Here is a 17728-nt window from a genome sequence, read left to right as displayed (position 1 = left end):
CCGCGCAACCCGTCAGCCGTGCGGCCAGTTCGCCACTGCCCGCTCGATGGCCCGCCGCTTGGCTGCCGAGACCCGTTCCACCAGGTCGATTACCGGTTCCGGGGTGGCCCGGGAAGTGCGGGGCAGCCGCCAGGTTCCCACGGCCACGCCGTCGTCGAGCACGGCCGGGCGGAAGACCCCGTTGCCGCCCGGGACAATTGCCGCCAGCATCGCCGGGCTGGCAACCAGGGAACGGTCCGCGTAACCGAGGATCCACTCATCGAACGCCGGCACCAGTGACACTCTGGAACGCTCCGGAATCTCCGGCTCACCGATGATCCACGCCGGCCGACCGTCCACTTCCACCTGAACCAGGTCCGCCACCCCGGCCGCGGCCTTGCGCACCACGGTCCTGGGCAGCTTGGTCCACCAGGCCAGGTCAGCTTCGGTGACCGGACCGCGCGCCAGCACGAAGCCGCGCACCAGGGCCGTGAGGTCGCCGTCGGCCGCTCCCGGGCTGACGGCGCGCGGTGCCGTGAGGGTGAGGAGTTGCTCGGTACCGGAAAACCGTCCCCAGTGCGCCAGACCCTCCACGCAGAGGTGCATCAGTAGGTGGTAGCCGCGTCCGTCGGTGGTGTCGATCCCCGCAGCTTCCCAGAGTTCCAGCGCCTCGGAGCGCCGCAGGGGCCGCTCGCCCAGCGCCTCGCGCAGGGTGTCCCGGCCCCGCGCGAGTACCGTCTCCTCAAGCCCCAGCTCAGCCCGGCGTCGGGCAGCCATGTTTCGGATGCGTTCCGCGGTGAAGGACAGCAGGGCCGCCAGATGCTCCGGAGTGGTGGCGAACAGGGTGCCGCGCATCGGCCAGCCGCGCACCAGTTCGCCGCGGTCAAACGCGTCCCGGACGTCCTGGACGGTGGTTCCGGGGCGGGAACGGACGGCAATGGCCCGCAGCACTGCGGGCAGGTCCTGGCCCTGCAGCGCGACCGCACGCCTTACGACGTCGGCCGGGGACAGATCCGAACCGCCCAGCAGCTGCGAGGAGCGCCGCATCCGCCGTGCATCCTGCCCTGAAAGAGAAATGACCACGGGGCAAAGCTATGCGGGCGCAGCGGTGCCCGGCAAGGTTCCGGGGACCGGCTACTGGCCCTGGTCCGCTTCCCGCGCCCGGTAAAGCTGCATCAGCCGGTAACGGCGACCCAGGGACTCCCGGCGGGGTTTGACCGGTGCATCCTCCGGTTCGGCCGTGAGGTCGATGTGTTCCTTGCCGAAACGCCAGAGCAGCAGGTCATCGAGCAGCCGGTCCGGTCCGGGCGAATAGCGGTGATCCAGGGCCGCGCGGACCTTCGTGATGGCCTCTGCCTGCAGCAGCCCGGCCAGGTCCATGGTGGTCTTCATGCCGTGCGCAGCCAGCATTTCCGCTGCCCACCCCCAGTCATCACCGGACTTGCGGTTGACGTGCGGGAGCAGGGTCATCCAAATGTCCCGGATCCGGTTCGGGGTCAGCGGTGCACTGCCCTGGCCTTCCTCGTCCCAGAAACCGGTGACCGTTTCGTAGCGTTCATGCAGCTCGGCGAAGGCGGTTTCCACCGTCTCCAGCATGGCCGCGGTTGCCGTGAACTGCCGGTCGAAATACGGGCTCCAGGCCCGGGGATCGCCGGCCTTGAACCGGATGTCATGCTCGATTTCGGACCAGGCGTGGGCCAGCACGGTACGGATCTGCACTTCGAACAGGTAGCTGCCGTTGGGCCGCTGGTCCGGGTCAAGCAGCTTGTGGAACTTCCGCACCGTCTCGTTCTGGATGGTCCGCAGGATCAGGTGCCGGCTGGAGTAGCCGTAGGTGCCGGATTCAATGGAGCCAATGTCCTTCTCGCGGTCGCCGCGGCAGTCAAACTCCGCCCGCTGCCGCTTGATCAGGTTCGCCGCTTCATCCACTTCGTGCGGCAGCGTCATGATGATGCGCAGGCCCACGAGGTCGGTGAGGTTGCGCAGCGGATCCGGGAACAGCAGGGAGGGCAATTCGCCGGGATGCTCCGGGGGCAGCATCCGGGAAGCCTTGTCCCGGAACGACTCCACGGTCTTGGTTCGCGAGGCAACAAACAGCGGCTTGACCGGACTGTCGGCAAAAACAGCGCGAAGATTCGCTTCCATCTCCGCGGTAACCGCTTCCAATCCCGGCCGGACCCGGGCGTACTCATCGGTACTGGCCTGGACTGTGGGCCGCAGCCGCTCATCCAGTGTGTCCCACGCGCTCAAAGCTGTTTCCCTTTCCCCTGCCTGCCCCCAGCCTATGGCACGGCGTTTCTCCGACCCTGGCGATAGGCTCCCTATCAGATTAAGCCCCGCGAGCAGAAGGATCGTCATGCCAGCGCCTGCACTTCGTATCTCCTACGGGCCGCACCCGGACCAGTACGCCGAACTTACCCTTCCGGAAAGCGGTGCCGCAGCGCAGGCAGCGGTGGTCATCATCCACGGCGGATACTGGCGTGCAGCCTATGACGCGGAACTCGGCCGGCCGCTGGCGGCGGACCTGGCCGCCCGCGGCTTTGCCGCCTGGAACCTCGAATACCGCCGGGCCGGCAAAGGCGGCGGCTGGCCGGAAACGTTCGAGGATGTCTGCGCCGGAATCGACGCGCTGGCGCCGGCGGCACGGGAGTACGACGTCGACCTCTCCCGGGTGGTCCTCCTGGGCCACTCCGCCGGCGGCCACCTGGCCGTGCTGGCCGCGGCACGGACCAATCCGCACGTTCTGCCGGCCGGCGTCGTCAGCTCCTCCGGAGTCCTGAACCTGGCCGAGGCTTACGAACTGGGCCTGAGCAACGGCGCGGTGCGGAACTTCCTCGGCTGCACGCCGGAAGAGGATCCCCGGCGTTACCGGGATGCGGATCCCATGTGTGCACTGCCGCTGCCGGTTCCGGTCTGGGCGCTGCACGGCGAGGAAGACACTACAGTGCCGCTCAGTTCTTCCAGCAGCTGGGTGGACGCTGCCCGGGCAAGCGGTACAGAGGCGCAGCTGCGCCTCATTCCCGGCGACCACTTCGCGATGATCACCCCCGGCACCCCGGCATGGGACGCCGTCGTCGAGGCGGTCCGTGAGGCGGCCGGAATACCTGTTCCTTAAGGCAACCGGGAGACTGCTCTGTTAGGTTGGCAGTGTGCTTACAGTTATTGGGGAAGCCCTTGTTGATGAAGTAGTCAGCGACACGGCGCCGCGGCGAACACACCCCGGCGGCAGCCCGCTGAATGTAGCTGTGGGCGTGGCGCGGCTCGGCCGGCCCGTGCAGTTTGTGGGCCGCTTCGGTTCGGATAGCTACGGGGCGATGATCGCCGAGCACCTCCGAACCAATTCCGTGCTGACCGCGTTCGAAGCCGATGACCTGCCGACCAGCGTGGCCACGGCCATGCTGGATCCGGTGGGCGGCGCCCGGTACACCTTTGACCTGGAATGGCAGCTTCCGGGCCTGGCGGAGGACCTTCCGGCCCTGCTGGACGGAACCACCATGCTGCACACCGGTTCCATCGCGTCCATGCTCTCGCCCGGTGCGAGCCACGTGCTGCGCGCCGTGGAACAGGCACGGCCCGGCTGCACCATCACCTACGATCCGAACTGCCGGCCGACCATCATCACCGACGTCTCCTACGCCCGTGAACAGGCCGAGAAATTCGTCGCCCTCGCCGACGTCGTCAAGGCCTCCGACGAAGATCTGCAGTGGCTGTATCCGAACGAATCTGCGGAGGAATCCGCCCGGCGCTGGCTCGCTGCGGGCCCGTCGCTGGTAGTGGTCACCCGGGGTTCGAAGGGACCGTGGGCCGTGGCCGCGGCGGGTGAATGCGAAGTCGCCGCACCCACCGTCAGTGTGGTGGACACCGTGGGTGCCGGGGATTCGTTTATGTCCGCCCTCCTGGTGGGGCTGATGGACCGGGAGCTCGACGGCGGTGCCCGCCGCAGCGAGCTGGCCCGGATCGGCGTCGGCGAACTGCAGGAGCTGCTCTCCTTCGCCGCGCGCGCAGCTGCCGTCACCGTTTCCCGCGCCGGAGCCAACCCGCCTTACCGCCGCGAAGTTCCCTGATCCCGCCGCACGCCGCGGCCCCGATGCCAACTACCCGAAAGGAAATCAGTGGAAAGCCGAGACCCGTACGAGGCACTGCCGCAGGTGCCGGAGTTCACCGTCGAGAGTGAAGAATTCGCGAACGGAGGCACGTTCGCACCGGCCCAGTACAGCGCCAAGATGGGCGTAGCCGACGGCAGCGATGCCTCGCCGCAGCTGACCTGGTCCGGTTTCCCGGAACAGACCCGCAGCTTTGCCGTGACGATGTATGACCCGGACGCACCCACCGCCAGCGGCTATTGGCACTGGGCGGCCTTCAACATCCCCGCGTCGGTCACGGGTCTCGCCGCAGATGCCGCCAATACGGGGCAGATGCCCGCCGGCACCGTGCAGTTGGCCAATGACGCCGGATTCCCCGGCTTCGTGGGCGCGGCCCCGCCCGCAGGACACGGACGGCACCGCTACTTCGTGGTGGTCCACGCCGTGGATACGGAGGAACTGGACGTGCCGCCGGACGCCACACCGGCTGCCCTGGGCTTCGCGCTCTTCACCCACACCCTGGCGCGCTCCACGATGATCGGCACCGCGGAAATCCGCGAGGACTAGCGTCCCGCAGGCAGTCCCAGTTGGGGAGGCTGCGCACCGTTCCGGTCCCTGCCGGGGCCGGAAGTAAGCTTGATGGCATGCAGGAACAGCGGCTGCCGGTACGGCTGATAGCAAGTGACTTAGACGGCACCATCGTGGGTGCGGACAACAGCATCAGCGACCGGACTGTAAGGGCTTTCCGTGCCTGCATGGCAGCAGGAATCGACGTCGTCTTCGTGACCGGGCGCCCGCCCCGCTGGCTGGATCCGCTGCGCGAGCGGATCGGACATGTTGGCACCGTGATCTGCTCCAACGGGGCCATCACGTATGACCTGGCCGCCGAGCGGGTCATCTCCACGCAGCTGCTCCCGCTGGAGCAGATGTTCGCCGCCGCGGAGGTCATCCGGGACCTTTTCCCGCGGGCACGTTTCGCGGCGGAGACGGTGGACGGCCTCCATCTGGAGGACGGCTTCGTGGACACCGGATCCGTGGAACTCCTCGGCGGCATAGTGCCCGGACCGCTGCGTGAATCCCTTGCGGGCCAGCCCGGTGTGGCGAAATTCCTCGCCCGGGGAACCGACATCTCCCCGGACGAGTTCCTGCGCCGGGTGGCGCCGGCGGTGGCCGAACTGGTGGAAACCACGCATTCGGCACCGCGGATGCCGCTGCTGGAAATGTCCCTGCCGGGACTGAACAAGGCCGCCACGCTGGCCGGTTACGCCAAGGGGAAGGGCATCAGCGCGGCGGAGACCATAGCTTTCGGCGACATGCCCAACGACATCTCCATGCTGGACTGGGCCGGCCGGGGCTACGCGATGGCAACCGGCCACCCGGATGCCCGCCAGGCGGCGGACTACACGGCACCGGGCTTCACGGACGACGGCGTGGCGGTGATCCTTGAGCGGCTGCTCGATGTTCGGGAAGCCTCCGCAGAAGCTGGTGCGCGGTAATCACCACCGCGAGCCAGGCCGCTCCGAGCGTCCAGGCCACCAGCACATCCGTCAGCCAGTGGTGGCCCAGATAGACCCGGCTCAGGCCCACGGCAAACGTGAAGACCGCTGCCGCCAGCCCTGCGAAGACCTTCGCCCAGCGGTTATGCACGTGCAGGATCACCAGGTAGGCCAGGATCCCCGCGATGACGATCGAGTTCAGAGTGTGTCCGCTCGGAAACGAGGCGGAGGATTCGTACGGCGGAACGGCATCCGCCAGTTCCGGCCGGGTACGCCCGATCAAAGCCTTTCCGGTGACCGTCATGAGCAGGGAACCGGCGGCTGCGGCCGCCGTGAGGATCAGCGGCGTCCAGGAGCGCCAGCGCAGGCACATAACGAGCACCACGAGCCCGGCGATGACGGGCATGCCGATGGTCCCGGCGAGGTTGGTGAAACCGGTGACCGCGGAATCCAGCGCGGGAGTGCGCAGCCCCAGCGCCGCTTCCAGTGCCGGCCGGTCCAGCCCGGCCACGCCGTCCGCGTCGGCGACCGAGTCATAGACCTCCGCGGACACGAGAGTCAGGGCCAATGCCGGCAGGAGGCCGACGGCCAGGATCACCAGCAGGGTCACATGCGGCGAGGTTGCGCGGCTGATTGCATGCAGCAGCCGCCTGAGCGGATTTGCGGCGGGGGAGGGATGTTGTGCGGGGTCCAGGCTCATGGCTCAAGTATGCCAAGCCGGCTGCACAGCCAGTCCAGGTTGTTCTCCAGCCCGGCCCGCCAGACCTGCCAGGAGTGTCCGCCCGGAAGCTCCTGGAACTGCACGTCCGCGCCGGCAGCCCGGGCCGCTTCGTACACCTGCCGGCCTTCCGGCGCGTAGACCTTGTCTTCGCGGCCGACGACGACGATCCCGGCAAGGTCCGGAAACGCCATCCGGTGAAACCGGTCCACGGCATTCTGTTCTGCAAAAGCGGCCTTGTCACCGCCGAAGTAGGTGTCCAGCAGGGCCTGCTGCCCGTCCGCATCGGTGGGCTGGTTCTCTCCGGCGATATCCAGGAACGTGGGATAGACATCGGGGTGGTTTGCCGCCAGCTGCACGGCGCAGGTGCCGCCGAACGAATACCCCGCGATCGCCCATTGGTGCGCGCCGGACGTCCCGGCCCCGAGCTGCTGCCGTACCCAGGCGGGAAGGTCCCGGGCCAGATAGGTTGCCGAGTCGCTGACCGTGGTGTCCAGGCACAGCGGCCAGTCGGGGTTGGAGTCATTGCTGGCGTCGGGCATTACGACAATCGGAGCCAGGCCGGCATGGCGGGCGGCAAAGCCGTCCATCATTTCGGCTATCCGGCCGCTGACCAGCCAGTCATTCGGGGAGCCCGGCTGGCCGTGGATCAAAACCAGCACCGGCAGGCTGACGGCACCCGGGTCCGCCAGATAGGCCGGCGGAAGATAGATCAACGCGGGGTGGGACGCGTATCCAGAGGCTGCCGCCGGGATTTCTGCCCGGTAGACCCTGCCTTCGCCGGGCAGGTTCGACGGCGGCGACCAGCTGTTTTCGGAGGCAGCGGGCCGGTCTGCTCCTGCGTCGGCGGGAGCGGGAATGGGATCATCCGTGGCCGTGGGCGGGTTCAGGAGGGATCCAACCGTGGGGTATTGGTTGTAGGCGAGGTTCACCGTGCAGGCCAAACCCAGCAGTATTCCGAGCCCGGCCGCAATGCCCGCTACCCGGCGGGACAACGGGGTGCCTGGAGCTGCCATGAGCCCGGACGCCAACTGAAGCCCCAGGATTGCCAGGGCAGAGTAGAGGTAGAGCGTCCGTGGAAGCGAAGCATTCCACCAATGGAATATAACTTCTGCCAGCACATAAAGCAGTGCGGTGCAGACCGCCGCAACTACTGCGTAGACCAGGATCCGGCGCAGGCCCAGCCGCCTCCCCGCAATCCCGAGCCAGAGAAGCGAAGCCGCGCCCAGTGCCAGAGCGAGGACGGGAAGGATCCCGTCAACCAGGGACAGGGCCATCACGGCCGGGGCGTCCTCATGCGGTACGGTCCACGATCCGGCGGGCCAGCGACAGTCCCTGCCCCAAAGACAGGCCCGGAACATAGGCCCGCGCCAGTGCGTTGGCGATGGCGGGCAGGGACGCCGGGTCTCGGTAGGTCATAAACAACGGCAGGTACTCCGGGGCGAACTTGGCCTTGAAAGCCAGCAGGGACCGGAAGCCGTACACCGGTTCCAGGGTTTCGCCCAGCCGGTCCAGCAGCCGGTCCATCATGGGCTGTCCCTCCCCGGTTCCGTCGTGGTCGTCCGTCTCCCCGTAGGCGCGGGCCAAAGGTGCGCCGGAAAGGCTGAGGAAGGAAAAGCCCTCGTCCTGGAGCGACAGTGCCGCGGACGCGATGAGGAAGTCCATCCCCAACCGGAAGCCGCTGCTGCGCCGGCGCATAAAATCCAGTGTCCAGCCCTCTACCACCCCGTTCCGGTACACCGGGAGCCAGGACGTCACCGCATGCACGGTACCGTCTTCGTCGATGGCCAGCAGGCAGCGCACCTCCGGGTCATCCACTTCTTCCAGCCCGCCCAGGGTAAAGCCCATCTCGGGCATGTTCTTGTCCGCCACCCACTCCTCCGAAATGGCGTGAAGTTGGTCCTTCACGGCCAGCGGTGCCGCGGGATAACGTATCCACTGAGCACGGATGCCCTCCTTGCGGGCATGGTTCATGGCGGTGCGGATGTCCTGGAATCTCTTGCCCTTGAACGCGAGGGAGCCCAGTTGGAGTACGGTTTCCTCGGCCACCTGAAGGGACAAAAAGCCCAGCCTGCTGGTGAGGTCCCGCACCTGGATACCCACGGAGTAGAAACACGCAGTGATGCCGTTTGCGGTGCAGAAAGCCGAGAAGCCCTCGACGGCGCTGCGCACTTCATTCCGGGGTCCCACCGGCTCTCCGACGCTCAGCGCCACTCCGCTATCCATCCGGTAGGCCACATAGGAATTCCCGCTGGGGGAAAACCAGTAGTTGTTGCCCGACCAGAGGGTCATCCAGGCCATGGTGCTGCCGCCGTGGATTCGAAGCAGCGAACGGGCGCGGACCGCATCAGCGGTTGCCGGGCTGTAAGGCGGAACCAGGAAGGAACGCAGCAGCAGGACGCACACCAGGATCCAGAAGGCTACCCCGACGCCTTCATACAGCAGGACCGCCGGCAGGCTCTCCGGCACAATGCCCGGAGCCCGGCTGGTCACCTCGAGGACAGGAAGGAAGCGTCCGGGTAGATCGGCCGTGAGCAGCCCGGGGGTCGCGGCCGGCGAGAAACCGTTCCGGTTCACCAGGCCCACGCCCAGGTAAAGCGCGGCAAGCAAAACGGCCGCCAGGACGGCTGTGCCCGCCAGCCGCCGGTAGGTGCCGGCAGGCGCGGAAACGGTGAAGAGTCCGCGGGTCAAAGCCAGCAGCACCAGCACCGCCAACGGAACGGCCATGGGCAGTACCAGTGCGATGTAACTTCCGGTGCCGGGGGCCAGGGTGCCCGGTTCTTCCCCGGTCAATAGCCGGCCGATCCGCACCGCGGCCAGCACCGTCATAGCCCCCTGCAGCAGCAGTGCGGCCAGCCAGGCGAAGCGGCGCCCGCGCCGAAGTCCGTCGGAAAAAACAGCCAGCAGCACCAGGGGCAGGGTAGCCAGGAAGAATGCGGCCGGGCCGGCACGCAGTTGGACACGCGCGGCGATGCACCGCGCTGAATCCGCCGCTTCACCGCACAGTTGCTCCAGCTCTGCCGGAGTCCTCACCTCCACGTCCGTAAAGAGGTACCGCAGTACCGAAAGCGGTCCCACGGCCTGGCTGCTCAGGGCGCTGATCACCGGGCCCGCGGCGGAAGCCAGCACAACCAGGGCCACCAGCACCCGCGCCTCCCGCCTGCTGCTCACCAGCCTGTGTGGAATCGACGGCCGACGGCCCGCAAGGTAGGGCCCGGCCAGTGCGCCGGCAGTGGCCGCGCCCAGAACCGTCAGAGAGGAGAAGGTTCCTCCGTAGAGCGCCAGCAGTATCAGCAGCGTAAACAGGGTGAGCCGCAGGCGGCGGCGCCACAGGGTCCCGAGCCGGGCGCTGGCAGCAGCGGCCGCGGCGGCCAGGAAGGCCACCGGACCCACGAAGGACTCGGAGACAAGGGCGCGGGACCAGTCGCCGATGGAGGCGCTGGTCAGGTAGGCGAAGCCGGTGGTCAGCAGCAGCCCCGTGACTTGACCGCCGAAACCGGCCAGCAGGAACCGTCCGGTTCCCAGTTGCCGCTCGCCGGGTAACCCGGCCAGCAGCGCCAACAGGGTACCGCCGAGGTAGCCGGTCGGGCCTCCCGCCCAAAAGCAGCACAGGAGCAGGGGTGCCGGATTGCCGGCCACGGTGCTCACGGAAGCAGCCGCCCAGTCCAGCACCGGCCCCTCCGGGCCGCGGAAGAATGTGAACGCCCCCAGGATCCAGAACAAGGCAATAAAGGTGAGGGTGGCGGGAGCCCTGCCGGCACTTCTCAGCAGGCGCCGGAGCGGCCAACGTGCTCCGAAGCGGCGCCACACGGGAAGTTTGTCAGGCACGGTACTGACCTCCACGGAACAAGGCGGCTGCAGGGACTGCTGCCGGTCGAGGTGCTGCCAGTCTAGGCGCGTGCGGTCTGGCGCGGCCCGCCCCCGCACAGTCCGGCCCTTGGTAAGGTACGAATGTGTTGGCTACTTATCCATATTTCCGTGCGCCCCGCGACACCGAAACGGCGCACCCGGAGTCCCCGCCGGCACCCATCGCCCTGGCGCACCGCGGCTTTTCCCCCGACGGCTACGAAAATACGCTCTCGGCATTCCGTGCCGCCGCGGACCTGGGGCTGAGCTACCTGGAAACGGATGTGCGCACCAGCCGCGACGGTATCCTGATGGCCTTCCACGACGAAACCGTGGACCGCCTTTCCGGCGGCGTGGTGGGCAAAATCAGCCGGCTCACCCGGAAAGAACTCGACGAGGTACTGGTGGGCGGGGCGGAACGGATCCCCACCTTCGAAGAACTCCTGACCGAGTGGCCCCAAATGCGGCTGAATGTAGACGTCAAGGACGCTGCCGGAGCAGCACTGCTTGCGGACCTGATCGAAAAACACTCTGCCCATGACCGGGTCCTGGTGGCGTCCTTCTCGGACGTCCGCCGGCTTAGCGCCCTGCGCCGGCTGGGCCGGCCGGCTGCCAGCTCCGCCGGCAGTGCCCTGACTGCTGCGCTGCGTCTGCTCGCCCCGCTGGGCGTAGCCGCGGTCCTCGCCCGGGTGGGCCGTTTCCAGTGCGTCCAGGTTCCGCTGCGCTTCGGCCCTCTGCGCGTGGTGACGCCGGGTTTTGTCCGCAGCTGCCACCGCGCCGGCATCCAGGTCCACGTCTGGACGGTGAACGACGCGCCCACCATGAACCGGCTGCTGGACCTCGGGGTGGACGGCATCGTTTCGGACCGTTCGGACATTCTCGTGGACGTCCTCAAAGACCGCGGGCAGTGGCGGTAAGGACTACTTGGACGGTCTTGTCCGTCCCTGCTGGCAGGATGAGGGCATGCGTGTAGTTATTGCTCCGGACAAATTCAAAGGATCACTCAGCGCCGCGGAGGCCGCGGCAGCCATGGGTGAAGGTGTGCTGGCGGTCTACCCGGAAGCCAAGGTCACCGCTGTACCGGTGGCGGACGGCGGCGAGGGCACCCTTGACGCTGCACTGATTGCAGGGGCCGAGGCCCGCACCGCCCGGGTCCGGGGACCGCTCGGGCGGTGAAATCACCGCCGTATGGGCGCTCAGCGGAGATACTGCCCTGATCGAAACCGCGCGGGCCAGCGGATTGACCCTGCTGGATCCCACACCCGAGACCGCGCTGGCGGCCACCAGCTACGGCAGCGGGCAGCTGATCACTGAGGCACTGGATGCAGGTGCGCGCACGATCATCCTTGGAATCGGCGGCTCGGCCATGACGGACGGCGGGTCCGGCGCCTTGACGGCCCTGGGATTGAAGATCCTTGACGACGCCGGAGCGCCGGTGCCTCCCGGGGGAGCTGCCCTGGCGCAGGCCGTCTCCCTGGACGCTGCCGGCCTGGATCCCCGGCTGGCCGGCGTGGACCTGAAGATCGCCGCCGACGTAACGAGCCCGCTGCTTGGCCCGGAAGGCACGGTGGCCGTGTTCAGCGGCCAGAAGGGCGCCGACTCCCCGGCGCAGGCGGTCCTCGAGGACGCGCTGGGTAACTGGGCAAAACTGCTGAAGTCCGCGACCGGCGTCGACGTCGACATTCCCGGCGCCGGCGCGGCAGGCGGCTTTCCATCCGGGTTCCTGGCGTTCACCGGCGCGTCGCTGAACCCCGGGTTCGAACTGCTCAGCGCGTTCACCGGGCTGGACCTGGCACTCACACGCTGCGACCTGGTGCTCACGGGCGAAGGCTCCCTGGATGAGCAGTCCCGCTACGGCAAGGCACCCCTGGAGGTGGCGGCCCGGGCCCGGGACGCCGGGATCCCCGTGGTGGCCGTGGCCGGCCGGATCACCCTGACCCCTGACCAGTTGCAGGAGTACGGAATTGTTGCGGCCGTCAGCCTGCTGGACATGGTCCAGCAGCCGCAGGATGCCATGGAGCAGGCGGCAAAGTACTTGGCGCGGGCTACGCGCCAGGCACTGGAAGGAGCCTGATCCGGGCCGGCCGGCGGCTCAGCCGAGCCGGCTAGGCTTGGCCCCGGCGTCCTCCTGCGGCTCGTCCGGATCCGTCCCCCGCCAGCGGGCGATCGCCTGCATGCCGTGGTAGGCGATCAAGGTGGCGCCGGTGCCGAGGGCAATACCGCCGAATTCCAGCCCGGCCACTACCCAGGTGAAGTTCGCGATGGCAATGATCAGGCCCAGGCCGGCGGTGGAAAGGTTGATCGGGTTGGAGAAGTTGACCCGGTTATCCACCCAGATACGCACGCCGAGGATGCCGATCATGCCGTAGAGGACGACGCCGGCGCCGCCCAGCACGCCGCCCGGCACCGTGGCGATCATGGCCCCGAATTTCGGGAACAGGCTGAGCAGGATGGCCACGATGCCCGCGACCCAATACGCAGCCGTGGAGTACACGCGGGAGGCTGCCATCACACCGATATTCTCCGCGTAGGTGGTGGTGGCGGAACCGCCGCCGGAACCGGCCAGCATGGTGGCCAGGCCATCGGCCATCAGCGCCCGGCCCGCGTATGGGTCCAGGTCGCGGCCGGTCATCGCGGCAACGGATTTCACATGTCCGATGTTTTCGGCCACCAGTACCAGGACCACCGGAACAAAAAGGCCGATAACGGAGAAGTGGAAGGTGGGGGACATGAATTCGGGCAGCCCGATCCAGGCGGCATCGCCGATGGCCTGGAAATCCACCTCGCCCTGCAGCATGGCCGTGATGTAGCCGGCCACCACGCCAACCAGGATCGACAGCCGGCCCAGGAATCCCTTGAACAGGACCGTGGTCAGCAGGATCACCACCACGGTGACGGTGGCGGTGAGCGGCCCCTGCTCGTAGTTGTCCCGTGCCGAACCGGCCAGGTTGAGGCCGATCAGGGCCACTATGGTGCCGGTGACCACCGGCGGCATCAGGACCTGGATCCAGCGGGTGCCGGCAAGCTGCGCGGCGAGTCCGACCAGGAACAGGACAAAGCCCGCCATGATGATGCCGCCCAGGGCGCCGCCGGGACCGTGCTGGTTGGTGGCCGCTCCGATTGGAGCGATAAAGGCAAAGCTTGAACCCAGATAGCTGGGAACCCGTCCGGCGGTGATGATCAGGAACAGGATGGTCCCGATGCCGGAGAACAGCAGGGTGGTGGCGGGCGGAAAGCCGGTCAGGAGCGGCACGAGGAAGGTCGCGCCGAACATGGCCACCACGTGCTGGGAGCCGATGCTGATGGTCCGCGGCCAGCTCAGGCGTTCCTCCGGGGCAACGTAGCTGCCCGGCCGGATGGTCTTGCCGTCTCCGTGAAGGGTCCAGTCCGTACCGAATCTGCTCATGGTGGTGCCTTCCGGAAGACATGTGTGTGTTGGCTCGATTCTATCCGCCGGAGGATTCCAGGGATGTTACGTTGCATAAGAACAGTGCACGGTGCCGGGCCGGGGCTGGATTACAACCGATCGGACGATGGAGCAGCATGAGCATTTCAGTTGCAGGACGCGTAGTTCTCATCACGGGGGCTGCCATGGGCATGGGCCGGCTCTACGCTGAGCGGGCCGTGCGTGAAGGCGCGGCATCAGTGGTGCTGTGGGACCTCAACGCCGAGGCCCTGGAGGACACCGCCGCGCAGTTGCGGGAACTGGGCGCGTCGGCCATCCACCCCTACGCGGTGGATGTTGCCTCCCTGCCGGACATCACGGCCACTGCCGATCAGGTCATCCGCGAGGTTGGTGTGCCGGACATCCTGATCAACAACGCCGGGATTGTGCGCGGCAAATACTTCTGGGAGCACGCGCCGGAGGCTGACATCGACGCGGTGATGCAGGTCAACACGCTGGCGCCCATGCAGGTCACCCGGGCGTTCCTGCCCGGCATGATCGAGCGGCGCACGCCGGCGCGCATCCTCAACGTGGCTTCGGCCTCGGGAACGCTGTCCGTGCCGAAAATGAGTGTGTACACGGCGTCGAAGTGGGCCGTCATAGGCTGGAGCGACTCCATGCGGCTGGAACTCACCGAATCGGGCAACGGGCACGTTGCCGTAACCACCCTGATCCCCAGCTACATCAAGACCGGAATGTTCGAGGGGGCCCGGGGGCCGCTGATGACTCCGTTGATGGAACCGGAATACGTGGTCGACAAGGCCTGGGAGGCGCTCCTCGCCGGGAAGGCGCGGATCCAGCTGCCGTGGACCGTGGCCCTGGGCAGTGCCCTGCGCAATGTGCTGCCCCAACCGGCCTGGGACGTGGTGGCCGGGCGCGTTTTCAAGGTCTACCAGTCCATGGACCACTTCACCGGCCGGAAACCGGCTTCTGCAGACGAAACCTCCCGCAAGGAAAGCACCCAGGCATGAGCGAGATGGTCTCCGCATTCTCCGAATCCTCCAGCGATTCCTCCACCGACGTCGCCGGGTCCCCCGCAGCAGTTCCCGCCGTGCTGGCCAGGGTGCGGGAAACCTACGACTCCGGCCGCACCCGCCCGCTCGCCTGGCGCCGGCAGCAGCTCGAGGGGCTGGTCCGGCTGTTTCACGAGCGGGAACAGGAACTAGCAGACGCGCTGGCCGCTGACCTGGGTAAAAACCCGCTCGAAAGCTACGTCACCGAGCTTTCACTGGTGCGGGCGGAGGCGGAACACGCTCTGAAGCATCTGGAGAAGTGGGCCCGCAGCCGGCGGGTTCCCGTTCCGCTGGGCCTGCAGCCGGCGTCGGCCCGGACCGAACCCCGGCCGCTGGGCGTGGTGCTGATCATCGGTCCCTGGAACTATCCCGTGCAGCTGGTCCTGGCGCCGCTGGTCGGTGCCCTCGCCGCAGGCAACGCGGCGGTCCTCAAACCCAGCGAACTGGCCCCGGCGACGTCGGCCGTGCTGGCGGACCTGCTCCCGCGCTACGTGGACCCGGAAGCTGTAGCCGTGGTCGAGGGCGGGCAGGAGGCCAGCACCGCACTGCTGAAGGAGCGTTTCGATTCGATCTTCTTCACCGGCGGGGAGCGGGTGGGGCGGATTGTCCTGCAGGCGGCCGCTGAACACCTGACCCCGGTCACCCTCGAGCTGGGCGGGAAATCCCCGGCCGTGGTGCTGGACGGCAACTGGGCCGCCGTCGCGCGCCGGCTGGTCTTCGGGAAACTGCTCAACGCCGGCCAGACCTGCGTGGCCCCGGACTACGTCCTGGTGACGGAAGCGGCAGCGCCGGCGCTGAAGAAGCAGCTTGTGAAGGCGGTCGCGGAGCAGTTCGGCAAGGATCCGTCCCGAAGCAAGGATCTGGGCCGGATTGTCAATGAACAGCACTGGGAACGGCTGGTGGGGCTGCTGGACAGCGGCACGGTCCTGGCCGGCGGGCGCAGCGACCGCGGCAGCCTGTACCTGGAACCGACCATCCTCACCGACGTAGCCCCGGATTCACCGGTGATGCAGGAGGAAATCTTCGGCCCCATCCTGCCGATCATCGAGGTCCGGGACCTGGCGGAGGCAATGAAATTCATCAATTCCCGTCCGGTTCCGCTGGCCGCCTATCTCTACAGCAACTCCGCGGCGGACCGGAAGACCTTCGAAGAGGGCGTCCGGGCCGGCAGCATCAACCACAACGCCAGCACCGTCCAGCTGGCCGTACCCGGCCTGCCGTTCGGCGGTGCAGGTGCCAGCGGCACCGGCGCGTACCACGGCAAATTCAGCTTCGACACGTTCAGCCAGCTGCGGCCGGTCTTCACCAAGGGCACGCTGCTGGACACCCTCCGGTTCGCGTACCCGCCCTACACGGGGCTGAAGAAGCGGCTCCTGCGCCGGCTGCTGTAAGCGCTGCAGGATAAACAGAAGGGGTGCACCTGCCGGTGCACCCCTTCTGTTTACGGCGAACTGTTTACGGCGGCAGCTAGGAAATCACGCCGTCCACGATGGCTTTGGCCTCGGCCTGGACCTGGTGCAGGTGTTCCTCGCCCTTGAAGGACTCAGCGTAGATCTTGTAAACGTCTTCAGTGCCCGAGGGGCGCGCGGCGAACCAGGCGTTTTCCGTCGTCACCTTCAGGCCGCCGATGGGCGCTCCGTTGCCCGGTGCCTCGGTCAGGCGCGCGGTGATCTCCTCGCCTGCCAGGGTGGTGGCGGTAACGTCCGACGGCGAGAGCTTGGCCAGCGCAGCCTTCTGCTCGCGGGTGGCGGGTGCGTCCACGCGTGCATATTCCGGATCGCCGAACTGATTGGTCAGTTCGCGGTACCGCTGGGACGGGGTCTTGCCGGTGACGGCCGTCATTTCCGAGGCCAGCAGCGCCAGCAGGATGCCGTCCTTGTCAGTGCTCCAGGGGCGGCCGTCGAGCCGGAGGAAGGATGCGCCGGCTGATTCCTCGCCGCCGAACGCAGTTTCGCCCGAGAGCAGACCCGGCACGAACCACTTGAAGCCCACCGGTACCTCCATGAGGACCCGCCCCAGATCCGCGGTGACACGGTCGATCATGGAGGAGGAGACAAGGGTCTTGCCCACCATTGCGTCAGCGCTCCAGCCGGAGCGGTTGCGGTACAGGTAGTCAATGGCGGTCGCCAGGTAGTGGTTCGGGTTCATCAGTCCCGCATCCGGCGTGACAATGCCGTGCCGGTCGGCGTCGGCGTCGTTGCCGGTGGCAATGTCGTAGTCCCCGGCCCGGGAAATCAGCGATGCCATGGCGTACGGCGAGGAGCAGTCCATGCGGATCTTCTCATCCCAGTCCAGCGTCATGAACGCCCACTGCGGGTCCACGTTGGGATTGACCACCGTCAGGTTCAGTGAGTGCCGTTCCGCGATGGCGCCCCAGTAGTCCACGGAGGCGCCGCCGAGGGGGTCGGCGCCGATGTGGAGCCCGGCGCTGCGGATGGCATCCAGGTCCAGCACCGCGGGCAGGTCTTCCACGTAGTGTGCCAGGAAGTCATAGGTGCCCACCGAATCGGCCAGGCGTGCCTCGCCCAGCGGAATGCGCCGGACCCCGTCCAGGCCGTTCTCCAACAGCTGGTTGGCGCGGTCGGCAATCCAGTTGGTGATGTCCGATCCGGCGGGTCCGCCCGTGGGCGGGTTGTACTTGAAGCCGCCGTCTGCCGGGGGATTGTGCGAAGGGGTGACCACAATGCCGTCAGCCTGTTCCGTGCGCGTGGAATTGTGCACCAGAATGGCATGGCTCACGGCCGGGGTGGGGGTGAACCCGTTGCGTGCATCAATGAGCACATTCACGCCGTTGGCGGCCAGGACCTCCAGCGCGGTGTTCTGTGCCGGTTCGGACAGCGCATGCGTGTCCTTGCCCATGAACAACGGTCCGGTGATTCCCGCAGACGTGCGGTATTCAACGATGGCCTGGGTGATCGCGGCGATGTGCTGCTCATTGAACGCCCCGTTGAGGGAGGATCCCCGGTGCCCGGAGGTGCCGAACACTACTCGCTGGGCGACATTGGAAGGATCCGGTACGACGTCGTAATAGGCGTCCAGAAGGGCAGTGAGATCTACAAGGTCGGAAGGTTCGGCACGCTGGCCGGCACGATTAGACATACCCCTAAGCATGCCAAAGAAACGGCGCCGGCGGCAGACGCACGCCTGCC

Annotated in this window: 16 protein-coding genes; 9 read left to right on the top strand and 7 right to left on the bottom strand. The window is 67.4% G+C overall.

The genetic code is table 11. The features are described from left to right. Nucleotides 1-12: 12 nt before the first annotated feature. Together NNX38_RS00810 and NNX38_RS00805 are read right to left on the bottom strand one after the other, a co-directional pair. Nucleotides 13-1062, bottom strand: a complete 1050-nt coding sequence (locus tag NNX38_RS00810) for a winged helix DNA-binding domain-containing protein (protein WP_255796280.1) — start codon at nt 1060-1062, stop codon at nt 13-15. A gap of 51 nt (nt 1063-1113) precedes the next feature. Further along, nucleotides 1114-2229: a GTP pyrophosphokinase family protein gene (locus tag NNX38_RS00805; protein ID WP_255796279.1), complete on the bottom strand. Its 1116-nt coding sequence runs from the start codon at nt 2227-2229 to the stop codon at nt 1114-1116. Between the two features lie 106 nt (nt 2230-2335). Between NNX38_RS00805 and NNX38_RS00800 the strand changes: the two genes are divergently transcribed. The 4 genes from NNX38_RS00800 to NNX38_RS00785 all read left to right on the top strand — a co-directional run bounded on the left by NNX38_RS00800 (nt 2336) and on the right by NNX38_RS00785 (nt 5557). Next, a complete protein-coding gene (locus NNX38_RS00800; RefSeq protein WP_255796278.1) occupies nt 2336-3094 on the top strand; it encodes an alpha/beta hydrolase in 759 nt (252 codons plus the stop codon). Nucleotides 3095-3128: 34 nt separating this feature from the next. Beyond that, complete coding sequence (locus NNX38_RS00795; protein ID WP_255796277.1) at nt 3129-4043, top strand: carbohydrate kinase; 915 nt, start codon at nt 3129-3131, stop codon at nt 4041-4043. A 48-nt stretch (nt 4044-4091) separates the two neighbouring features. Further along, entirely contained in the window at nt 4092-4628 is a 537-nt protein-coding gene (locus NNX38_RS00790) for a YbhB/YbcL family Raf kinase inhibitor-like protein (RefSeq protein WP_255796276.1), read from the top strand. 77 nt (nt 4629-4705) lie between these two features. Further along, the gene (locus NNX38_RS00785; RefSeq protein WP_255796275.1) at nt 4706-5557 is read left to right on the top strand and encodes an HAD family hydrolase; all 852 of its coding nucleotides are present in this window, start codon (nt 4706-4708) and stop codon (nt 5555-5557) included. On the opposite strand, the gene NNX38_RS00780 is transcribed toward NNX38_RS00785, so the two are convergent. From NNX38_RS00780 to NNX38_RS16870, 3 genes are read right to left on the bottom strand one after another with little or no spacing between them, the layout of a single operon-like run. Beyond that, nucleotides 5478-6257 (bottom strand): phosphatase PAP2 family protein, encoded by a 780-nt coding sequence (locus NNX38_RS00780; RefSeq protein WP_255796274.1) that lies wholly within the window; start codon nt 6255-6257, stop codon nt 5478-5480. The two genes, NNX38_RS00785 and NNX38_RS00780, sit on opposite strands and share 80 nt — an antisense overlap. Next, entirely contained in the window at nt 6254-7552 is a 1299-nt protein-coding gene (locus NNX38_RS00775) for an alpha/beta hydrolase family protein (protein ID WP_255796741.1), read from the bottom strand. The genes NNX38_RS00780 and NNX38_RS00775 overlap by 4 nt, the downstream gene beginning before the upstream one ends. 16 nt (nt 7553-7568) lie before the next feature. Then, on the bottom strand, nt 7569-10103 hold the full coding sequence (locus NNX38_RS16870; RefSeq protein ID WP_255796273.1) for a DUF2156 domain-containing protein: 2535 nt from the start codon (nt 10101-10103) through the stop codon (nt 7569-7571). A gap of 125 nt (nt 10104-10228) precedes the next feature. On the opposite strand from NNX38_RS16870, the gene NNX38_RS00765 reads away from it, so the two are divergent. Genes NNX38_RS00765 through NNX38_RS00755 form a run of 3 tightly spaced genes read left to right on the top strand, consistent with a single transcriptional unit; the run spans nt 10229 to nt 12195 of the window. After that, complete coding sequence (locus NNX38_RS00765; RefSeq protein ID WP_370646345.1) at nt 10229-11038, top strand: glycerophosphodiester phosphodiesterase family protein; 810 nt, start codon at nt 10229-10231, stop codon at nt 11036-11038. Between the two features lie 46 nt (nt 11039-11084). Next, entirely contained in the window at nt 11085-11297 is a 213-nt protein-coding gene (locus tag NNX38_RS00760) for a glycerate kinase (RefSeq protein ID WP_255796271.1), read from the top strand. Further along, on the top strand, nt 11245-12195 hold the full coding sequence (locus NNX38_RS00755; protein WP_255796270.1) for a glycerate kinase: 951 nt from the start codon (nt 11245-11247) through the stop codon (nt 12193-12195). Before NNX38_RS00760 ends, NNX38_RS00755 begins: the two co-directional genes overlap by 53 nt. 18 nt (nt 12196-12213) lie before the next feature. On the opposite strand, the gene NNX38_RS00750 is transcribed toward NNX38_RS00755, so the two are convergent. Further along, nucleotides 12214-13527 (bottom strand): uracil-xanthine permease family protein, encoded by a 1314-nt coding sequence (locus NNX38_RS00750; protein ID WP_255796269.1) that lies wholly within the window; start codon nt 13525-13527, stop codon nt 12214-12216. 137 nt (nt 13528-13664) lie between these two features. Here NNX38_RS00750 and NNX38_RS00745 point away from each other — a divergent pair, with 137 nt between their 5' ends. Next, on the top strand, nt 13665-14537 hold the full coding sequence (locus NNX38_RS00745; protein ID WP_255796268.1) for an SDR family oxidoreductase: 873 nt from the start codon (nt 13665-13667) through the stop codon (nt 14535-14537). After that, nucleotides 14534-15970, top strand: coding sequence for an aldehyde dehydrogenase family protein (locus tag NNX38_RS00740; RefSeq protein ID WP_255796267.1), 1437 nt, complete (start codon nt 14534-14536; stop codon nt 15968-15970). The genes NNX38_RS00745 and NNX38_RS00740 overlap by 4 nt, the downstream gene beginning before the upstream one ends. Nucleotides 15971-16046: 76 nt before the next feature. On the opposite strand, the gene pgm is transcribed toward NNX38_RS00740, so the two are convergent. Further along, nucleotides 16047-17678 (bottom strand): phosphoglucomutase (alpha-D-glucose-1,6-bisphosphate-dependent), encoded by a 1632-nt coding sequence (pgm, locus tag NNX38_RS00735; protein WP_255796266.1) that lies wholly within the window; start codon nt 17676-17678, stop codon nt 16047-16049. Nucleotides 17679-17728 lie beyond the last annotated feature (50 nt).

The sequence above is a fragment of the Arthrobacter sp. zg-Y238 genome, from assembly GCF_024385525.1.
GTDB lineage: Bacteria > Actinomycetota > Actinomycetes > Actinomycetales > Micrococcaceae > Arthrobacter_B > Arthrobacter_B jinronghuae.
Note: the sequence above shows the minus strand (reverse complement) of the source record. Positions and strands in the feature narration are given on the sequence as shown.

What these genes read in the sequence shown, in the direction of transcription:
- NNX38_RS00800 (WP_255796278.1), top strand. Translation starts at nt 2,336, where the DNA reads ATGCCAGCGCCTGCACTTCGTATCTCCTACGGGCCGCACCCGGACCAG.
- NNX38_RS00785 (WP_255796275.1), top strand. Translation starts at nt 4,706, where the DNA reads ATGCAGGAACAGCGGCTGCCGGTACGGCTGATAGCAAGTGACTTAGAC.
- NNX38_RS00780 (WP_255796274.1), bottom strand. Translation starts at nt 6,257, where the DNA reads ATGAGCCTGGACCCCGCACAACATCCCTCCCCCGCCGCAAATCCGCTC.
- NNX38_RS00775 (WP_255796741.1), bottom strand. Translation starts at nt 7,552, where the DNA reads ATGGCCCTGTCCCTGGTTGACGGGATCCTTCCCGTCCTCGCTCTGGCA.
- NNX38_RS00760 (WP_255796271.1), top strand. Translation starts at nt 11,085, where the DNA reads ATGCGTGTAGTTATTGCTCCGGACAAATTCAAAGGATCACTCAGCGCC.
- NNX38_RS00750 (WP_255796269.1), bottom strand. Translation starts at nt 13,527, where the DNA reads ATGAGCAGATTCGGTACGGACTGGACCCTTCACGGAGACGGCAAGACC.
- NNX38_RS00745 (WP_255796268.1), top strand. Translation starts at nt 13,665, where the DNA reads ATGAGCATTTCAGTTGCAGGACGCGTAGTTCTCATCACGGGGGCTGCC.
- NNX38_RS00740 (WP_255796267.1), top strand. Translation starts at nt 14,534, where the DNA reads ATGAGCGAGATGGTCTCCGCATTCTCCGAATCCTCCAGCGATTCCTCC.
- pgm (WP_255796266.1), bottom strand. Translation starts at nt 17,678, where the DNA reads ATGTCTAATCGTGCCGGCCAGCGTGCCGAACCTTCCGACCTTGTAGAT.